This is a genomic window from Streptomyces sp. NPDC043738 (assembly GCF_056436545.1).
Genome location: NZ_JBWKCJ010000010.1, coordinates 208,423 through 227,706, shown reverse-complemented (window position 1 = coordinate 227,706; position 19,284 = coordinate 208,423). Strand labels below are relative to the sequence as shown.

At 73.9% G+C, this 19,284-nt stretch carries 10 protein-coding genes; 4 read left to right on the top strand and 6 right to left on the bottom strand.

Annotated elements, in window-relative coordinates:
• From AC0680_RS16425 to AC0680_RS16415, 3 genes are all read right to left on the bottom strand, one after another.
• A partial coding sequence (locus AC0680_RS16425) for a WXG100-like domain-containing protein (protein WP_478628918.1) occupies nucleotides 1–2,852 on the bottom strand: 2,852 nt, incomplete at its 3' end.
• A gap of 103 nt (nucleotides 2,853–2,955) precedes the next feature.
• The gene (locus AC0680_RS16420) at nucleotides 2,956–3,339 is read right to left on the bottom strand and encodes a WXG100 family type VII secretion target (RefSeq protein WP_478628916.1); all 384 of its coding nucleotides are present in this window, start codon (nucleotides 3,337–3,339) and stop codon (nucleotides 2,956–2,958) included.
• A gap of 142 nt (nucleotides 3,340–3,481) precedes the next feature.
• Complete coding sequence (locus tag AC0680_RS16415; RefSeq protein WP_478628915.1) at nucleotides 3,482–5,017, bottom strand: PucR family transcriptional regulator ligand-binding domain-containing protein; 1,536 nt, start codon at nucleotides 5,015–5,017, stop codon at nucleotides 3,482–3,484.
• Between the two features lie 195 nt (nucleotides 5,018–5,212).
• On the opposite strand from AC0680_RS16415, the gene AC0680_RS16410 reads away from it, so the two are divergent.
• Nucleotides 5,213–6,697: a sodium:solute symporter family protein gene (locus AC0680_RS16410; protein ID WP_478628913.1), complete on the top strand. Its 1,485-nt coding sequence runs from the start codon at nucleotides 5,213–5,215 to the stop codon at nucleotides 6,695–6,697.
• A gap of 134 nt (nucleotides 6,698–6,831) precedes the next feature.
• Entirely contained in the window at nucleotides 6,832–8,547 is a 1,716-nt protein-coding gene (locus AC0680_RS16405) for a thiamine pyrophosphate-binding protein (RefSeq protein ID WP_478628912.1), read from the top strand.
• A 3-nt stretch (nucleotides 8,548–8,550) separates the two neighbouring features.
• Here the strand turns inward: AC0680_RS16405 and AC0680_RS16400 are convergent, their stop codons facing one another.
• From AC0680_RS16400 to AC0680_RS16390, 3 genes are read right to left on the bottom strand one after another with little or no spacing between them, the layout of a single operon-like run.
• On the bottom strand, nucleotides 8,551–9,252 hold the full coding sequence (locus AC0680_RS16400) for a TetR/AcrR family transcriptional regulator (RefSeq protein ID WP_478628909.1): 702 nt from the start codon (nucleotides 9,250–9,252) through the stop codon (nucleotides 8,551–8,553).
• Nucleotides 9,249–11,498 carry a YhgE/Pip family protein gene (locus AC0680_RS16395; RefSeq protein ID WP_478628907.1) on the bottom strand — a complete coding sequence of 750 codons (2,250 nt, stop codon included), beginning with the start codon at nucleotides 11,496–11,498 and terminating at the stop codon, nucleotides 9,249–9,251. The genes AC0680_RS16400 and AC0680_RS16395 overlap by 4 nt, the downstream gene beginning before the upstream one ends.
• Entirely contained in the window at nucleotides 11,470–12,264 is a 795-nt protein-coding gene (locus AC0680_RS16390; RefSeq protein ID WP_478628904.1) for an ATP-binding cassette domain-containing protein, read from the bottom strand. Before AC0680_RS16390 ends, AC0680_RS16395 begins: the two co-directional genes overlap by 29 nt.
• A 232-nt stretch (nucleotides 12,265–12,496) precedes the next feature.
• On the opposite strand from AC0680_RS16390, the gene AC0680_RS16385 reads away from it, so the two are divergent.
• Together AC0680_RS16385 and AC0680_RS16380 are read left to right on the top strand one after the other, a co-directional pair.
• The gene (locus AC0680_RS16385; RefSeq protein ID WP_478628903.1) at nucleotides 12,497–15,301 is read left to right on the top strand and encodes a discoidin domain-containing protein; all 2,805 of its coding nucleotides are present in this window, start codon (nucleotides 12,497–12,499) and stop codon (nucleotides 15,299–15,301) included.
• A gap of 89 nt (nucleotides 15,302–15,390) precedes the next feature.
• Nucleotides 15,391–19,266, top strand: coding sequence for an ABC transporter ATP-binding protein (locus AC0680_RS16380; protein WP_478628900.1), 3,876 nt, complete (start codon nucleotides 15,391–15,393; stop codon nucleotides 19,264–19,266).
• Nucleotides 19,267–19,284: the final 18 nt, after the last annotated feature.

Below are 19,284 nucleotides of genomic sequence, written 5' to 3'. Positions count from 1 at the left end.
TCGACGCAGTTGTTGTTGCGGCCGGGGGCGTCGGGGCCGGGGTCGTTGATGGAGTGGACCCAGTTGCCGTCGTCGGGGTCGGGGTGGCGTTGGGGGGTGCCGTCGTCGTTCCTGGGGATCGAGTCCTCGACGTGCTGCTGGTGCTCGTCGGTGGGGCCCTCGAGACCGCCGGGACGCTCCCGGTTACGCGTCTCGGAGGCAGGGGTGTGCTCGCCTGGGGGGCCGGTGTGGCCGTGGGTGTCCGTGTCGGTGTCGTCCCTGTGGGGCCGGGGCGATTCGGTGTGGCCGTCGCCGTTCGGGGGAGTCCCGTTGCGGTCCGGCCGGTCGTCGGCGCGGTCCGGGACGGTCGGCCGGTCGGTGTCGGTGGGACGGCCGGACTCGGTGGGTCGGCCGGCGTCGGTGGTCCGCGGGTCCGGCCGTGTGGGGTCGGGGCGTGTGGGGGCGGGGCGTGTGGCGTCCGGCCGGGTCGTGTCCGGCCGTGTGGTGTCCGGGCGGGTGGGCGGCGGGGCGGGGCGCTGCCGGCGCGGGTCGGGGCGGCCGTTGTCGGGGTTCGACGGGCTCTGCGGGGCCTGCGGGCGGCGTGGTCCGTCGAGGCGGGGGTCGTGGGCCGGGCGGTCCGGACGGCGCTGCTGGGTGACGTCGTGGACCGGCTGGGAGCCGTCCGGGCGGCGGTTGGGCGGGGCGGTGGGGCCCGCGGCGGACGGCGGTGTGGTGCCGCGCGGTGGGGCGGCGTTCGGCGTCGCGGGCCCGCCGCCCTGTGCAGGCACGGCGGTGGGCACGCCCATCGGGCCCGGGGTCTGCGGGGTGCTCTGCGACGGTTGCTGCTGAGGGGTGGCGGGGGTGTGGGGGCCGGGGTCCGTCGCCGGGTGCGCGGATGGCGGCGGTGCGGCCATGGTGTCGGCGGACTGGGTGGTGACGGTGGTGTCGTCCTCGTCACGGACATGCGGCATCGGGTCGCCGGGCGAGGGGTCGCGCTGTCCGACGGGCGGCCCCGACGAGGGGGAGTGCTGCACCGGAGCGCCCTGGGACGGCACGCCCACATGCGGTGTGGCCGGACGCCCGCCTCCCGCACCGCTGTGGGAGCCGTCCCCGTCGTGCGTGCTGTTTCCGCCACCCGTCCCGCCCTCGCCGGTGCCGTTGCCGTAGGGGGTGGTGTCGGTGTTGCCGGGCGTGTGGCCGCCGGCCTGGTCGGGGGCGGGGGCCGGGGCGGGGGAGGACTGCTGTGGGGACGGCCCCGCGTCCGGGCGGGACGGTCCGTCGGGAGCGGCGGCGGAGGGCTGGCTCGGGGCGGCGTGTTCCGGGGAGGGCCCGGAGGCGGAGGTCGTTCCGGAATCGGGGGTCGGGGCGCTGTCCGGGGTGGGCCGGGTGCTCACCGGCCCCGGGTCGGACGCGGGGCCTGGCGACGGGGTGTGCCCGGAGTCCGCGGTGGGGCCGCCCGGTGCCGGGTTCTGGCCGGAGTCCGAAGCGGGGCCGCCCGGTGCCCGATCGGAGCCCCCGTACGGGTTGTGGTCGCTGCCGCCGGTGTAGCCCTCGTCGAACGCGGTGCGCTGGCTCGGGGGCGGCAGCGGCTGGGCCTGGGGGGCCTGGCGCCCGTCCTGGCCGGGGGAGGAGCCGTGGGAGGGGTCGGACGGGGTGCCGCCGGAGCCGGTGTCCGTGGAGCCCGAACCTCCCGCCGTACGAACGGAGTCGGTGCCGCCGCCGGTCCCCCCGGCGCCGCTCCCGCTCCCGCCACCGGTGCCGGTACTGCCTCCCGCACCCGTATGCGTCCCCGTACCGCCTCCGCTCGACGTACCGGAGCCGGACCCACCGCCGTCGGAGCCGCTCCCGGAACCGCTCCCCGAGCCGCTGCCGGAACTCGAACCGCTTCCGGAACCGCCCCCGCCGTCCCCGCTGCCGGAACTCGAACCGCTCCCGGAACCGCCCCCGCCGTCCCCGCTGCCGGATCCGCCTCCGGACGCCGACCCGCTCCCGGACCCCGACCCCGATCCGCTCCCCGAGCCGGATCCGCTGTCGCTCCCGGATCCGCTGCCGCTGCCGGACCCGCTTCCGGACCCCGCGGACTCGCCGGACCCCCCGCCGTCCCCGTCCCCGCCGTCGCCGCCCCGCCCGGCGGCGTGGTCCAGCCCGCCGCGGGCATGGTGGCCGGCCCTGCCGCCCGCGCCGTCCCGCAGCGCCTCGGTGAAGGTCTGACCGGAGTTCTTGGCCGCCTCGATGCCCGCGTCCGCGCCGGTCTTGAGGCTGCGGCCGACGTCGAAGCCCTGCTGGGCCCCGAAGTTCATGTTCATGCCCTGGGCGATGGCGTCGGAGATCATGGCCTCCAGCGCGGAGACCGCGGGCTCCTTGACCGTCTCGACGATGGCCTCCACCAGGGCCTCGCGCGCTTCCTTGAGGATCCGGCGGACGATCAGACGGGTGGCCTGGGTGGCGCCCGCGGCACCGATTTCGGACAGGCCGAGGGTGAAGGGCGCCGCCGCCTGGGCCGCGATGATCTCCGCCGCGAGGATCGCCAACTGGGCGATCACCGCGACCTTCATCCCGATGATGACCACCGAGCCCGCGTCCATCGCGAAGGCGATCAGCTCGGCGGCCGTACGGGCGTCGTCGAGGTAGCCGGAGCCGTTGCCGGAGAACTTCTCCCAGGTCTTGCTGAAGCCCTCGATGCTCTCGCCGGAGTTGGCCGACAGGACGCCGCCGGCGGCGGAGGCGCCCTCGGACTGCAGCTGCTCGACGGCACTGGCGAACTCCCGCCAGTGGTTGGCGGACTCGTTCATCTTGTCCTCGTCGCCCGTCGGCCAGTCGTAGCCGAGCATCTCAAGGACCCACTCCAGCCAGTCCGGCAGCATGAGCGACATGACGGCGATCCCCCGTAGAGCGTCGAGACGATGACGAGACGAGCGGAGAAGGAGAGCTGGTGCCGGTCTTCGTGCGGGCGCGGGTGGTGACGCCGCGGGCGCGTCAGACGTTCGGCGCCTTGAAACCGCTGATCAGTTGGCTCTGTGCCTCGGCGTTGGCGACGTGCTGCTTCATCAGGGACTCGTTGAAGTCCTCGTCGGCCTGGTGGTTGTCGGCCATGGTGTTCAGGGCGCCGCCGATCTCCTGGAGCTTGGCGGCCAGATGCCCCATCGACTCGTACATCCCGTCGCGCAGGCCCTCGTAGACCACGCCGAACTTCTCACCGATGTCGTCGTCGCCCCACGGCGGCGTGTCCTGGCCCTCCAGCCCGGTCAGGGCGTTCTTCAGCTTGCCGACCGCGGTCTGGTAGCGCTGCCCGACGCTGGTGAAGTCCTTGCCCCCGGCCTTCAGTGACGGGATGTCGGCCTGCAGTCCCTCTCCGGCCATCGCGGCCCCCGTTCCACATGCTCGTCGTGACGTGCAGTACAACGCGGGAGAAAGTCTAGTGGCGTACTCCCTTGTCCCATCAAGGAGTTGACTGTCACAAGGGTGTTACCGAGGGTGCCGTCGCCACTTGGCGGGGCCGGCGTCACTCGGCGGGCCCGGCGTCCCGGTCGAGGCAGCGCAGGGCGAACCACAGCTCCATACGGACATCGGCGTCGTCCAGGTCGGTGTCCAGGAGCGTGCCGATACGGGCGATGCGCTGGCGGACGGTGTTGCGGTGGATGCCCAGGGAGTTCGCCGTGCGATCCCAACTGCCGTGCAGCGAGAGCCAGGTGTGGAGGGTGTCGAGCAGGGGCGGGGAACCGTCCAGCGGGGCGAGCAGGGCCTGGGCGTGCCGGCGGGCGTCACCGGGGGCGATGAGGGAGCCGAGGCCGTGGGGGCCGGGGGAGTGCTGGCGGACGAGGGGGGCGCGGCGGGCGAGGGCGCGGCGCAGGGCGGTGGCGGCGTGCCGGTCGGCGGCCGGCAGCTCCTCGACCGGTACGGGCTCGCTGACGCCGAGCGTCCAGCCGGGCCGCGCGGCGATCTCGTGGCCGGCGGGGAGCAGGGCGCGCAGGGCGGGAACGCCGGTACCGGGGGCCGGGGCGACCAGCGCGGTACCGAGCGCGGCGGCCAGTGAAGCCGCCGACTCCGTCGTCTCCCGGCGGCGCTCGGCATGGACGACGGTCCACAGGGGATGGCCCAGGAGCGGGGCGACGTCGGCCGGGCGGGCGCCCAGGAGGAGGCGCGCCAGGGCCGCGGAGTGCTCCCCGCCGTCCGGGCCGCGGCCGGCGGCGGGGCCGGTGATCAGCGAGAGCAGTACGGCGGCGACGCCCGCGATGGTGTACGCGGGCGGATCGTGCGGGTCCGCGGCGACCACGAGGGCGAGCGCCCGCGGGCCGGCGGTGCGACCCGTCAGGGCGTACGCGGACAGCTGGATGCCGGGCAGCGCGTCGGTGGCCGAGGACGGGCCGCCGGCGCCGACGACCTGCGCGAGCCGGCCGGCCGCCGCGCGTACGGCGCCGTCGGGGCGGGGGCCGGCCGTGCCGTGCTCCGTGCCGTCCGGTGCGAGCAGCGCCGTCCAGCCGTGGACATGGCGGGCCAGGGCGCGCAGCACGGCGCCGGCCGGCTCGGGGCGGGCGGCGGCCGTGGCCAGGGCGCGCTGCGCCTCGCTGAGCCGGGTCAGCTCGCGGTGCCGGGCCTCGGTCACGGCCTGCCACACGGCGCTCTCCACGGCGGTGAAGGGGGTGCCCGCCGGGACCTCGACCAGCGGCAGACCGTGCCGGTCGCAGGCCGCCACCAGGGCGGGCGGGACGGTGTCGTGCACCGGTGCGATCCCGAACCCGAGGGCCGCGGCGCCGGCCGCGACCGTACGGGCCGCATAGCCGTCGAGATAGGCGTCCCGGGCGGCGCCGCTCACCTCCGCCAGATGCACCCCCGCCGTCAGCAGCATCTCGCCGCCCAGGAGGTAGGGCACCGGATCCGCCATCTCCGAGGTGTGCACCCAGTGGATCGCGACGCCCTCGCGGGGGCCGGCGATCTGGCGCAGGCCCAGGTCCGTCCGCGCCAGGAGAGCCGCCAGCGGGACCGGCGGGGTGGACGGCGCAGGGGACGGCGGGGGTGTCGGGTGCGGGCTGTGCGGCATGTGCGAACCATCCACGTCATGGGGCGGTGAGTGGAGGAAACGTACACTTCAGCGTTGCCTTCCCGCCTCCTAGGGTCAACCCCCAGACGCGGCGCCCGCCCGGGACCCCCGCCCGCCGGGCGCCCGTCTTTCCCCCCGCAGCAAAGCCCCACCCCCGTACCCCTCTCCCCTCGGCGCAGCTGGAAGGGATGGCCCATGGCTGTCGACTACGCGGTGATCGTGCTCTATCTGGCCGGAATGCTCGCCATGGGCTGGTGGGGGATGCGGCGCGCCAAATCCAAGAGCGAGTTCCTGGTGGCGGGGCGGCGCCTCGGCCCCGCGATGTACTCGGGAACCATGGCGGCGATCGTGCTCGGCGGCGCCTCCACCATCGGCGGGGTCGGCCTGGGCTACCAGTACGGCCTCTCCGGAGCCTGGATGGTCTTCACCATCGGACTCGGGCTGCTCGCACTGAGCGTCTTCTTCTCGGCCCGGATCGCCCGGCTGAAGGTCTACACGGTCTCCGAGATGCTGGACCTGCGCTACGGCGGCTCCGCCGGGCTGATCTCCGGCATCGTGATGTGGGCGTACACGCTGATGCTGGCGGTCACCTCGACCATCGCCTACGCGACCATCTTCGATGTGCTCTTCGGCCTGGACCGGTCGCTGTCGATCGTCCTCGGCGGGGCGATCGTGGTCGCCTACTCGACGCTCGGCGGCATGTGGTCGATCACCCTCACCGACATGGTCCAGTTCGTCGTCAAGACGATCGGGGTGCTGCTGCTCCTGCTGCCCATCGCCGTCGTCAAGGCGGGCGGCTTCGCCGCGATGAAGGCGCAGCTGCCGGACGACTACTTCGCGCCGCTGGGCATCGGCGGGCAGACGGTCTTCACCTACGTGCTGATCTACTCGTTCGGCATGCTGATCGGGCAGGACATCTGGCAGCGGGTGTTCACCGCGCGCGGCGACAAGGTGGCCCGCCTGGGCGGCACCGCGGCCGGGACGTACTGCCTGGCGTACGCGCTCGCCGGTGCGGTCATCGGCACCGCCGCCAAGGTGCTCTACCCGCATCTGGGCAGCCCGGACGACGCCTTCGCCACGATCGTCAAGGACGCGCTGCCGATGGGCGTGCGCGGGCTGGTGCTGGCGGCGGCGCTGTCCGCGGTGATGTCCACGTCCTCGGGGGCGCTGATCGCCTGTGCCACGGTCGCCAACAACGACATCTGGGCCCGGGTGCGGGGCGCGGTGCGCAGGCCGGAGGCGGCGGGTGAGGAGGCGGCGCACGACGAGGTGCGCGGCAACCGGCTGTTCATCCTCCTCATGGGCGTCGCGGTCATCGGCATCGCGATCGGCCTGAACGATGTCGTCGCGGCCCTCACCGTCGCCTACAACCTGCTGGTCGGCGGGCTGCTGGTGCCGATCCTGGGCGGGCTGCTGTGGAAGCGCGGCACGGCGGCGGGCGCGCTCGCCTCGGTCGCGGTGGGCGGCCTGGCCGTCGTCGGCCTGATGGTCTCCTTCGGCGTCCTGGCCAACGAGCCGATCTACTACGGGCTGATCGCCTCCCTCGTGGCCTATGTGGCGGTGAGCCTGGCCACCAGGCCCACGGACGCGGCGGTCCTGGCCGCCTGGCGGGAGCGGCTGGCCGGGCGGACGGCCCCCGCACCGAGCACACCGAGCACACCGAGCCCCTCCGGCGCGTGAGGCGGCGCGGCCAACCCACATCAACCCTGTCCGGCGTTCGAGGCGAGGCGGCCACCACGGCAGGCCCGTCCGGCCCTCGAGGACGAACGGCCGCCGGCCGCGAACAAGCACACCGATACGGAGAGCCGAAAACGATGAGCACCCCGCAACCGTCGCCTTCACCGACGCCGGTACCGCGCACCGGAGGCGACCTGGTCGTCGAGTCGCTGACCGCCCTCGGCGCGAGTACCGTCTTCGGCCTCCCCGGCCAGCACGCCCTCGGGGTGTTCGACGCGCTGCGCCGCTCCGCGCTGCGCTACGTGGGGCTGCGGGTGGAGAACAACGCGGGCTTCGCCGCCGACGCGTACGCAAGGACCACCCACGGCGTCGCACCGCTGCTGGTCTCCACCGGCCCCGGCGCGCTGATGACGCTGCCCGCGCTCCAGGAGGCGGCCGCGGCATCGGCCGCCGTACTGGCCATCGGCAGTCAGGTGCCGCTGGCCGGCATCGGCGGCGGACGCCACGGCTACCTGCATGAACTCACCGACCAGAGCGCCTCGTTCCGGGGCGTGGTCAAGTCCGTCCACACGGTGCGCACCGCCTCGCAGATCCCCTCGGCGGTGGCCGCCGCCTGGGAGTCGGCCCTCAGCGCCCCGCACGGTCCGGTCTGGCTGGAGATCCCGCAGGATGTGCTGCTGGCCGAGGCGGACGTGCCGCCGGTGACCGGACTCGACGCCGCGCCGACGAAGCCGGCGCCCCGCCCCGAGCTGATCGCGGCGGCGGCCGACCGGCTGGCGCGGGCCCGGCGGCCGGTGATCCTGGCCGGCGGCGGAGTCGTACGGGCCGGGGCCGAGGCGGAGCTGCTGGCGCTCGCCGAGCGGTTGCGGGCGCCGGTGGCCACCACCTTCGGCGGCAAGGGCGCCTTCCCGTGGGAGCATCCGCTCTCCCTCCAGTCCTGGCTGGAGGACCGCCACACCACGTCCTTCCTGGAGGACGCGGACACCCTGCTGGTCGTCGGCTCCGGGCTGGGCGAACTCTCCTCGAACTACCACACGTTCCGGCCGCGCGGCCGCGTCGTGCAGATCGAGGCGGACCTCGGCAAGCTGGAGTCCAACCATGCCGCGCTGGGCATCCACGCGGACGCCCGGGCGGCCCTGGCCGCGCTGGCCGAGGAGGTGGCGGCGCGCGGCGACGCGGGCGCCGGCTCCGTCGCGGCCCCGGGCCCCGAGGCGTACGACCGTGCGGCGTACGACCCCGAAGCCGCCGTCCGCGGCCTCCTCGCCCGCGTCCGCGACCGCCTCGCCGGTCAGGAGCTCGACCTGGAGCAGCAGGTGCTGGCCTCGGTGCGGCAGGCGCTGCCGGACGGCGCGGTCAGCTGCTGGGACATGACGATCCTGGCCTACTGGGCCTGGTCGGCCTTCGACCCGCGGGGCACCAACGCGCTGCACTCCGCGCAGGGCGCCGGCGGCCTGGGCTACGGCTTCCCGGCGGCGCTGGGCGTGGCCGCCGCGGACCCGGCCCGGCCGGTGCTGGCGGTCTCCGGCGACGGCGGCGCGATGTACTCGATCGCCGAGCTGGCCACCGCCCGGCAGTACGGCCTGCCGGTGACCTGGCTCATCGTGGACGACGGCGGCTACGGCATCCTGCGCGAGTACATGACCGACGCCTTCGGCGAGGCCACCGCCACCGAACTCGCCCGCCCGGACTTCGCGGCTCTCGCCGGGTCCTTCGGCGTCCCCGCGGTCACCACGAGCCCCGAGCACCTGGCCGCGGACCTGTCGGCCGCGCTCGCCGCCCCCGGCCCGTCGGTGGTCGTACTCCCGGCCCGGCTGCGGATGTTCGCCCCGACCCACCTGGCGGCCGACGCCTGACGCCTAGGCGGTGACCCGGGGGGCGTCGCCCCGACCCCCCTGTGGCGGCCGCGCCCCCACCCGCCCCTGCACCAGCCGCGACAGCGACGCGTGCACCTCCTCGACCGACCGGTCCGGCTGGAAGGACAGCCAGTCCAGGGCGGCCACCAGAACCATGCCGAGGAGGGCGGAGGAGGTCAGGGGGATGTCGAGTTCCTCGGAGAGTTCGCCGGTGCGCACCGCGTCGCGCAGGACGGACTCGACGACGGTCAGCGCGCGGCCGCGTACCGACGCCACGGTGGCGCGCCAGCTGCGGTTGGTGCGCCACAGCTCGGCGACGTAGAGCTGGGTGAGGGCCGGGGAGCGGGCGATGAAGTCCAGGCCCGCGCGGATCATGGCGTCGAGTGCGTCGACCCGGGTGCCGCCGCGGTCCGCGGTGGTGTCGGCGGCGTGCTGGAGGGAGTCGGCGAGCTGGTCGAGGCCGTCGCGCAGCAGCTCCTCGTAGAGGACGTTCTTGCTGGCGAAGTTGTAGTAGACGGTGCCCTTGGCGACGCCCGCCCGGTCGGCGATCTCGTCGACGGTGGTGGCGGAGAAGCCCTGTTCGGCGATGAGGGTGACGGCGGCGTCGAAGAGCCGCCGGCGGGTGGCCGAGCGGCGGGCGTTGGGGGTGCCCCCCGGTGCGGTGCCGCGGACGGCACCGCACCGGGGACCCGGGGGAAGGCTCACAGGCTCAGTTCCGGGTGCAGGTCCTTCATCCGTACGACCTGCCGGCCGCGCGCCGCGAGGGCGGTGAGCGCCAGCGCGCCGAGGGTGAAGGCGCAAAGGACCGCGCAGCCCTGCCAGACGACGGTGAGGTCGCCGCCGGTGATCAGGCGGCGCAGACCGTCGACGACGTAACTCATCGGCAGGAAGGGGTGGATGGCCGCGAAGAACCCGGGGCTGGTCTGCACCGGATAGGTGCCGCCCGCCGAGGTCAGCTGGAGCATCAGCACGACCAGGGTCAGCACCCGGCCGGCCGGGCCGAAGAAGGCGCTCAGCAGCTGGATGATGGCCGTGAAGCAGGCCGTGGCCAGCAGCAGGAAGCCGATGGTGCCGGCCGAGCGGACCATCTCCAGGCCGAGGGCCCAGTGCAGTACGGCCATCAGGGCCAGCACCTGGACGACGCCGACGGCGAAGGCCGGCAGCCAGGAGCCGAGGGCGATCCGCCAGCCCGGGGCGCCCGCGGCCAGTGCGCGCTTGCCCAGCGGCTGGAGCAGCATGAACGCGACCATCGCGCCGACCCAGAGGGAGAGCGGGATGAAGTACGGCGCCAGGCCGGTGCCGTAGTTGGGCGCCTTGTGCAGGGACTTGGCGGCCAGCTCGACCGGGTCGGCCATGACCTCGGTACGGGCGTCGCGATCCTTCTTGTCGTAGTCCGGGATCTTGGCGACGCCGCTGTGCAGCCCGTCGGCCAGCTGGTTGGCGCCGTCCTTGAGCTTGTAGATGCCGCCGTCGAGCTTGACCACGCCGTCCTTGGCGTCGCCGATGCCGTCGTGCACCTGGCCGGCGCCGTCGGCGATCTTCCCCGCGCCGTCGGCCAGCTTCCCACTGCCGTCGGCGAGCTTGCCGGTGCCGTCGGCGAGCCTGCTGCTGCCGTCGGCGAGCTTGCCGGTGCCCGCCGCGATCTGCTCGGCGCCCGCGGAGATCTTCTGCGCACCGTCGTTGAGCTGATTGATCTTGGCGACGGCGTTGTTCATCTTCTGCTGGGCGGTGGGAGCCTCCTGGGCGACCACCGTGGCGAGCTGGTGCAGCTCCCGCAGCTTGCGCTGCATGTCCTTGATGACCGAGGTGTTCTCGCTGACCGTGCCATTGGCCTTCTCCACCGTCTCGGCGGTGCGGGCGAGCCCGTCGGCATGGGCCTTCAGGCGCGGGCAGTTGGCGGCGGGCGTAAGGCCTTCGCAGCTCTCCTTGTACACCGCGGCGGCCTCATCGGCGCTCTGGCGCGTCTGCGTCGCGGCCCTGGACATGTCGCCCGGCAGCCGGCCGAGGGCGTCGGCGATCTCCTGGGAGACATCGGCGGCGATCCGAGCCTTCTCGCCCAGCTCCTTGCCGCGCCCGTCGATCAGCGGGTTCGCCTTGCCGGCCAGCTTGTTGGCCGTGTCGGCGAGTTCCTGGGTCCCGCCGGCCAGCTGACCCATGCGCCTGCTGAGCTCCTGGATCCCGGAGTTGGCCTTTCCGACGCCCTCGTCGAGGTCCTTGGCCCCCTTGTCCACGCTCCCGGCGCCCTGGGTCAGCTCGCCCGCCTTGTCGTGCAGCGTGCCCGCGCCCTTGCTGACGTCGCCGGAGCCCTTGTCCAGCTTCCCCAGACCGTCCTTGAGCTTGCCGGTGGCGTCCTTGGCGCTGCCGAGCCCGTCGTCGACCTTGCCGGCGCCGTCGGCCGCCTCGGCCGTCTTGTCGTGCAGGTCGGAGAAGGACACGAAGATCTTGTCGAGCATGGCCCGCGACGACGTCGCCGAGGTCTTCGCGCGCAGCTCGGAGAAGACCGTCTTGGAGATCGAGCCGACGATGTAGCTGTTGGCGTCGTTCGTACGGACCTTGAGCGCACCGGTCTGCGGGTCGTCGCCGGAGCTGGAGGCGATCCGCTCGCTGAAGTTCGCCGGGACCGTCAGGGAGAGGTAGTACGTGCCGTCCTCGACGCCCTTGGCGGCGTCCGCGGCGCTGACCTCCTGCCAGTCGAAGGTGTTGCTGTCCTTGACCTTCTCGGCCAGGTCGTCGCCGGCGGTGATCTTCTTGCCGTCGGCGGTGGCACCCCGGTCGTCGTTGACCAGCGCCACCGGGATCTTGTCCAGGCGGTCGTAGGGGTCCCAGAAGGAGCAGAGGTACAGGGCCCCGTACAGCAGGGGGATCAGCATCAGGGCGACCAGCCCCAGCCGGGGCAGCTTCCCCCTGCCGAAGCGCCTGAGCTCAAGCGCGGCCAGTTTCGGCGAACGCATGCGCCGCTTCCTCCTCGGTGGTGTGTGCGGTGGCCGGGACGTCCTGGCCGGGTGCCGGGTCGGCGGGCGCCGCGGCGGCCGCGGGCGCGGTGCGGACGACCAGCGCGTCCGCCGGTGCGTCGCTGCCGACGGCGACGACGGTGGTGCCGGACAGCGCGAGGTCCCGCAGCAGCTGCCAGGCCTGGTCGCGTTCGGCCGCGGAGAGCTTGAGGTCGACGTCGTCGACGGCCAGCAGCCGCGGGCCGTGCATCACCGCGAGCGCGATCGACAGCCGTAGCGCCTCGATCCGCTCCAGGTCGCGGACGGCGGTGCCCAGGCCCTTGGGGAGTGCGTCGGCGTCGAGCCCGGCGGCCGTCAGCGCGGCGTCGACCCGGGCCCGGGTGGCGGCCTTGTGCTGCTTGCCCCAGGGCAGCGAGCCCTTCAGGCGCCGCCCCAGCAGGGCCTGTTCCTTGAGGTGTTCGCCGACCGTGAGGGCCGGTTCGAGGTCGGCGACGCCCGGTACGTGGGCGATGGCGGTACGGGCGCGCACCGTGCCCATCCGCTTGGGCAGCGGGAATCCGGCGACCGTCGCCGTGCCCGCGGTGATCCGCATCCGGCCGGTGAGGGCGAGCAGCAGGCAGGTGCGCCCGGAACCCGAGGGGCCCTGGACGGCGATCAGCGAGCCCGGATCCGCGGCGATGTCGACGCCTTGGAAGGCCCACCCCCGTGGGCCCCGCACTCCGATCCCCCTGGCGCTGACCGCCGCCCCCTGGCGGGTGGTGTTCACAAACCCCTCCCCTTTTGATCTGACTGGTCAGTCTAAAAGTGTGCCGCAAGTGCGGCGCTTTGACCAATCGGGGCGGTACGCGCCGAGCGCGCCGGCGCGTCGATACGACCAAGTCCGTGACCCGGACGGCCTATTCGTCCTAAGGTGCGGGGCAGGCGGGGGCCTGATGATGTTCAAGGTGAAGTCCGTGTCGCGGGCCGCGACGCGGACCGCGTACGTACGACGGAGAACCATGGAACACACGGCAGCTTCCCCCGCGGACCGCTCACCGCAGGGCCCGGACCGGCCGCGCGGCGGGCCCGCCGCCCGCCGCTCCCGCACCCTCCTCGCCCCGATGCTCGCCACCGCGCTGGTCGCCGTCCTCGCGCCCATATCGGCGTCCGCCGCGCCGCCCCGGCCACCGTCCGACGCCGCGGCCTCCCAGGACCCCTGCGAGCAGGGCGACGGCTGGAGCGCCACCGCCACCACGATCGACCCCGAGGACGGCCACCACGCCTACGTCGGCAACGGCTACCTCGGACAGCGGGTGCCGCCCAACGGCACCGGCTACGCGGCCCCCGGCGGCACGACCGGCTGGCCGCTGAAGACCCCCGCCTACGACGGCTCGTTCGTCTCCGGGCTGTACGCCAAGGGACCGAAGAACGTCGAGGGGCGGCAGGCCATCGCCGCGATCCCCACCTGGACCACCCTCGACGTCACCGCCGGCGGCGAGCACCCCGACACCTTCTCCTCCGCCACCCGCCCGGGCCGGATCTCGCACTACCGCCAGACCCTCTCGCTGCGCTGCGGATTCGTCCGTACGTCGCTGACCTGGACGGCCGCCGACGGCCGCCGCACGGACCTGGTCTACGACGTGCTCGCCGACCGCGACGACGCACACACCGGCGCCGTACGCCTGCGGATGACGCCCCACTGGAGCGGCGCCGCCACCGTCACCGACACCCTCGACGGACGCGGCGCCCGCCGGGTGCAGCCGTCCAGGGCCCCCGCCGGCGGCACGGCCGGTCCCGGCACGATGGACGTCGGCTTCCGCACGGACGGCACGAGGACCGAGGGCGCGGTGGCCTCCACGCTGCGCACCGGTCCGCAGGTGCGCCCGGAGCGGCCCCGGCCCGAGCCCCGGGCCGACGGGCTGACCAGCCGGCAGCGGGTGACCTTCCCGGTCCGCGGCGGACGGACGTACGAGCTGACCAAGTACGTCGGCGTGGACACCGCGCTCACCTCCCGCGCCCCGCGCGCCGCGGCCCGCGCCGCCGCGCTGCGGGCCGCCGGCCGCGGCTGGCAGGACCTGTTCGCCCGGCACACCGCCGCCTGGCAGCGGCTGTGGCGCGCCGACATCGAGGTCCACGGGCAGCCCGAGCTGCAGTCCTGGGTGCGCTCGGCGCAGTACGGGCTGCTGTCCGCCACCCGCACCGGCAGCGCCAACAGCATCGGCCCGACCGGCCTGACCAGCGACAACTACGCCGGTGAGGTCTTCTGGGACGCCGAGACCTGGATGTACCCGGGGCTGCTGGCGAGCCACCCCGAACTCGCCAAGTCGATCGTCGACTACCGCTACCGCACCCGGGACCGGGCCCGCGCCAACGCCGAGAAGCTCGGCTACGACGGGCTGTTCTACCCCTGGACGTCCGGCAGCGACGGCGCCCTGTGGAGCGAGTGCCACAGCTGGGACCCGCCGCACTGCCGGACCCAGAACCACCTCATGGGCGACATCTCCCTGGCCGCCTGGCAGTACTACCTCGCCACCAAGGACACCCACTGGCTGCGCTCCCGCGGCTGGCCGGTCCTCAAGGGCATCGCCGAGTTCTGGGCCTCGCGGGCCACCCGCAACGCCGACGGCAGCTACTCGGTCAAGAACGTCGCCGGGCCGGACGAGTACAGCAACGGCGTCACCGACGGCGTCTTCACCAACGCCGGCGCCGCCACCGCGCTGCGCCACGCCACCCGCGCCGCCGCCCTCCTCGGCGAGCGGGCACCCGCCACCTGGACCAAGGTCGCCGACCGCCTGCGCATCCCCTACGACAGCCGGAACAAGGTCTTCGAGCAGTACGCCGGCTACCGGGGCACGACCATCAAGCAGGCCGACACCGTCCTGCTGATGTATCCGCTGGAATGGCCGATGACGCCCGCACGGGCCGCGCGCACGCTGGACTACTACGCCGCGCGCACCGACCCCGACGGCCCGGCCATGACGGACTCGGTGCACGCCGTCGACGCGGCCGGGATCGGCGAGCCGGGCTGCTCGACGTACACCTATCTGCTGCGCTCCATCAAGCCGTTCGTGCGCGGGCCGTTCGCGCAGTTCTCCGAGGCGCGCGGCAGCAAGGCCGGCGCCTCGGACCCGCACGCGGGGCAGCCCGCGCAGGACTTCCTCACCGGCAAGGGCGGATTCCTGCAGACCTTCACCCACGGTCTGACGGGCCTGCGGCTGCGGGAGGACCGGGTGCGGCTGGACCCGATGCTGCCGCCGCAGCTGTCCGCCGGCGTCACCCTGCGCGGACTGCGCTGGCAGGGGCGGACGTACGACGTGGCCATCGGGGCGCACCAGACCACCGTGCGGCTGACCTCCGGGGCACCGATGACCGTCGAGTCGCCCCAGGGCGAGCAGCTCGTCAGCCGGGGCGTGCCGGCCGTCCTCAAGACCCGCCGCCCCGATCTGGCCGCGACCTCCAACGCCGCCCGGTGCACCCCGGCCACGGCGAGCTCACAGGAGCCCGGGATGTACGCGGCCGCCGCGGTCGACGGCAACGACACCACCGCCTGGGTCCCGAACGCCGCCACCGGCACCCTCACCGTCGACCTCGGCCGCACCATCCGCGTCGGCCAGATCACCCCGCACTGGACCGCCACCCGCCCCAAGGCCTATCGCGCGGAGGTCTCCACGGACGGTGAGCACTGGACGGGGACGGGGTACGCGGGCCGCAGCCCGGCCCGGTACGTACGTGTCGTGGTGGAGGGCGACCGGAGCCCGGCGCCCGAGGGAAAGCCCAGGCCGCACCCGGGGATCACGGAGCTCACGGTGCGGCGCGTGAAGTGATCACGAACTGGATTGTTACGACGGGATGAAAATCGCACCCCGCGGCGTTGGTGCCTGGCGAGTAGGCGTCGACGGGCGGGAGGCATGGGGTGGCGGGCGCGGATACGGACACGGTCCGGGTGGGCTGGGCACGGCGGCTGACCCGGGACTGCTGGCAGTACAGGAAGGACGTCCTGTTCGCCCTCGGCTCCTCGCTCGCCGGGATGGGCGTACTGGCGCTGGTCCCGCTCGTGCCCAAGCTGATCATCGACGATGTCATCATCCGGCACGAGCGCTCCCTCGCCCTGTGGTCCGGCGTGCTGATCGCGGCCGCCGTGGTCGTCTACGTCCTGACCTACCTGCGCCGCTTCTACGGCGGCCGGCTCGCCCTGGACATCCAGCACGATCTGCGGACCCGGATGTTCGCCGCCATCTCCCGCCTCGACGGCCGGCGGCAGGACGAGCTGAGCACCGGCCAGGTCGTCGGCCGCGCCACCAGCGACCTGCAGCTGATCCAGAGCCTGCTGTTCATGCTGCCGATGATGATCGGCAGCGTGCTGCTCTTCGTGGTCTCGCTGGTGGTGATGGCGGTCCTGTCGCCCCTGCTGACCGTCGTCGCGCTCGCCGTCGCCCCCGCCCTGTGGTTCATCGCCCGGCGCAGCCGGGTGCGGCTGTTCCCGGCCACCTGGTACGCCCAGAGCCAGGCGGCCGCGGTGGCCGGCGTCGTCGACGGCGCCATATCCGGCGTCCGGGTCGTCAAGGGCTTCGGCCAGGAGGAGCAGGAGACCGGCAAGCTGCGCGAGGTGTCCGGCCGGCTGTTCGCCGGGCGGCTGCGCACGGTCCGCCTCAACGCCCGCTACACCCCCGCGCTGCAGGCCGTACCCGCCCTCGGCCAGGTCGCGATGCTCGCCCTCGGCGGCTGGATGGCCACCCAGGGGCAGATCACCCTCGGCACCTTCGTCGCCTTCTCCACGTATCTGGCGCAGCTGGTCGGCCCGGTCAGGATGCTGGCGGTGATGCTGACCGTCGGACAGCAGGCGCGCGCCGGCGTGGAGCGGGTCTACGAGCTGATCGACACCGAACCCTTCATCCAGGAGCGGGCCGACGCCCACGAGCTGCCCGCGAACGCCCCGGCCACCGTCGCCTTCGACCGGGTGACGTTCGGCTACGCACCGGCACACGAAGGTGACGGGGCGAGCCCCACCCGCCCCGTCCTGGAGGACTTCTCGCTGCGCATCGAAGCGGGCGAGACGGTCGCCGTGGTCGGCACGTCCGGCAGCGGCAAGTCCACCGTCTCCCTGCTGCTGCCCCGCTTCTACGACGTCACCGCCGGCCGCGTCCTGGTCGGCGGCCACGACGTGCGCACGCTGACGCTGACGTCGCTGCGGGCCGCCATCGGCCTGGTCCCCGAGAGCAGCTTCCTGTTCTCCGACTCGGTGCGCGACAACATCGCCTACGGCCATCCGGAGGCCACCGACGAGCAGGTGCGCGCCGCGGCCCGCGCCGCCCAGGCCGACGGCTTCATCTCCGCGCTCCCCGAGGGCTACGACACCAAGGTCGGCGAGCAGGGACTGACCCTGTCCGGCGGCCAGCGCCAGCGCATCGCGCTGGCCCGGGCCATCCTCACCGACCCCCGGCTGCTGGTGCTGGACGACGCCACCTCCGCGGTCGACGCCCGGGTCGAGCACGAGATCCACGAGGCGCTGCGCGGCGTCATGGCGGGCCGTACGACCCTGCTCATCGCGCACCGCGCCTCCACCCTGGCGCTCGCCGACCGGGTCGCCGTCCTCGACGGCGGGCGGCTGGTCGACGTCGGCACCCAGGACGAACTGGCCGAGCGATGTCCCCTCTACCGCAGACTGCTGACCGACCCCGACGAGCTCGGCGGCATCGAGCGCGACCCGGCGGGCGAGCCGGCCGGCGCCCCCACCGCGACCGGACTGCCGGCGTACGCACCCGACGGCGGCGGCCCGGACGGGCTCGACGGCCTCGACGGCGAGGCGGACGGCGAGCGGGGCCGGACCGGCCCGGCGGCCGGAGCCGTCACCCCCGAACTGTGGGTGCGCCGCGAGCAGGACGCCGAGGCGGGCGGGGCCGGCGTCGCGCCCCGCGCGGCCGCCGCCGGGCCCGGTCTGGGCGCCGCGACGGCCGGGACACCTGCCACGCCCGAGCTTCTCGCCCAGGTCGCCGCGCTGCCACCGGCCCAGGACACCCCCGGCATCGACGAGGACCTGGCGGTGCGCCCCGAGCACTCCTACGGCCTGCGCCGGCTGCTGCACGGCTTCGGCGGACCGCTGGCCCTCGCCCTGGCGCTGGTCGCCGTGGACGCCCTCGCCGGGCTGATGCTGCCGGTCCTGATCCGCCAAGGCATCGACGAGGGCGTCCGTCGGGGCGCGCTCGCCGGCGTCTGGGTCGCCGCCGCGCTCGCCCTGATCGTGGTGCTCGCCCAGTGGGCCGCGCAGATCGGCGGCAACCGCATGACCGGGCGCACCGGCGAGCGGGTCCTGTACTCCCTCCGCCTGAAGATCTTCGCGCAGCTGCAGCGCCTCGGGCTCGACTACTACGAGCGCGAGCTGACCGGCAAGATCATGACCAGGATGACGACGGACGTGGACGCGCTCTCCACGTTCCTGCAGACCGGACTGGTCACCGCACTGGTCTCGATGCTGACGTTCTTCGGCATCCTCATCGCACTGCTCGCCATCGACGTCCAGCTCGCCCTGGTCGTCTTCGCCACCCTCCCGCCGCTGATCATCGGCACGTACTTCTTCCGCAAGCAGAGCGTCAAGGCCTACGAGCTGGCCCGTGAGCGGATCAGCACCGTCAACGGCGACCTCCAGGAGAACGTGGCCGGTCTGCGGATCGTCCAGGCCTTCCGGCGCGAGCGGCGCGGCCAGGAGCGCTTCGCCGAGCGCAGCGACGCCTACCGCCGGGCCCGGGTCCACGGCCAGTTCCTGATATCCGTCTACTTCCCGTTCGTCCAGCTGCTGTCCTCGGTGGCGGCCGCCCTGGTGCTGATCGTCGGCGCCGGCCGGGTCGGCTCGGGCACCCTCACGGCCGGCGCCCTGGTGGCGTATCTGCTCTACATCGACCTGTTCTTCGCCCCCGTCCAGCAGCTCTCCCAGGTCTTCGACGGCTACCAGCAGGCGTCCGTCTCGCTCGGCCGCATCCAGGAACTGCTGCGCGAGCCGACCACCACCCCCGCCGCCGAGCGCCCCCGCGAAGTACCCGCACTGCGCGGCGAGATCATCTTCGACGATGTGCACTTCCATTACGGCAAGAGCCAGGAGCCGGCGCTCGCGGGCATCAAGCTCGCCATACCGGCCGGCCAGACCGTGGCCTTCGTCGGCGAGACGGGCGCCGGCAAGTCCACCCTCGTCAAGCTGGTGGCGCGGTTCTACGACCCGTCCTCGGGCGCCGTCCGGATCGACGGCACCGACCTGCGCGAACTGGACCTGACCGGCTACCGCCGCCGCCTGGGTGTGGTCCCCCAGGAGTCCTACCTCTTCGCCGGCACCGTCCGTGACGCCATCGCCTACGGCCGCCCGGACGCCACCGACGCCGAGGTGGAGGCCGCGGCCCGGTCCGTCGGCGCCCACGAGATGATCGCCACGCTGGAGGACGGCTACCTCCACGAGGTCGCCGAGCGCGGCCGCAACCTCTCCGCCGGCCAGCGGCAGCTGCTGGCGCTGGCCCGCGCCGAACTCGTCGACCCGGACGTGCTGTTGCTCGACGAGGCCACCGCGTCCCTCGACCTGGCCACCGAAGCCGTCGTCAACCAGGCCACCGACCGCCTCGCCGGCGCCCGCACGACCATGATCGTCGCCCACCGCCTGACGACCGCCGCCCGCGCGGACCGCGTCGTGGTCCTCGACCAGGGCCGCATAGCCGAGGACGGCAGCCATGCGCAACTCCTCGCGCGCAACGGGCGGTATGCGCAACTGTGGCGCACCTTCACGGGCGAGGAGGAGGAACTGGTGGCCTGACGGCCCCCGCGGCGCGGA

Bases quoted from the DNA above. Each gene is read 5' to 3' on its own strand.
- AC0680_RS16420 (WP_478628916.1), bottom strand. From the start codon at position 3,339: ATGGCCGGAGAGGGACTGCAGGCCGACATCCCGTCACTGAAGGCCGGG.
- AC0680_RS16415 (WP_478628915.1), bottom strand. From the start codon at position 5,017: ATGCCGCACAGCCCGCACCCGACACCCCCGCCGTCCCCTGCGCCGTCC.
- AC0680_RS16410 (WP_478628913.1), top strand. From the start codon at position 5,213: ATGGCTGTCGACTACGCGGTGATCGTGCTCTATCTGGCCGGAATGCTC.
- AC0680_RS16405 (WP_478628912.1), top strand. From the start codon at position 6,832: ATGAGCACCCCGCAACCGTCGCCTTCACCGACGCCGGTACCGCGCACC.
- AC0680_RS16395 (WP_478628907.1), bottom strand. From the start codon at position 11,498: ATGCGTTCGCCGAAACTGGCCGCGCTTGAGCTCAGGCGCTTCGGCAGG.
- AC0680_RS16385 (WP_478628903.1), top strand. From the start codon at position 12,497: ATGGAACACACGGCAGCTTCCCCCGCGGACCGCTCACCGCAGGGCCCG.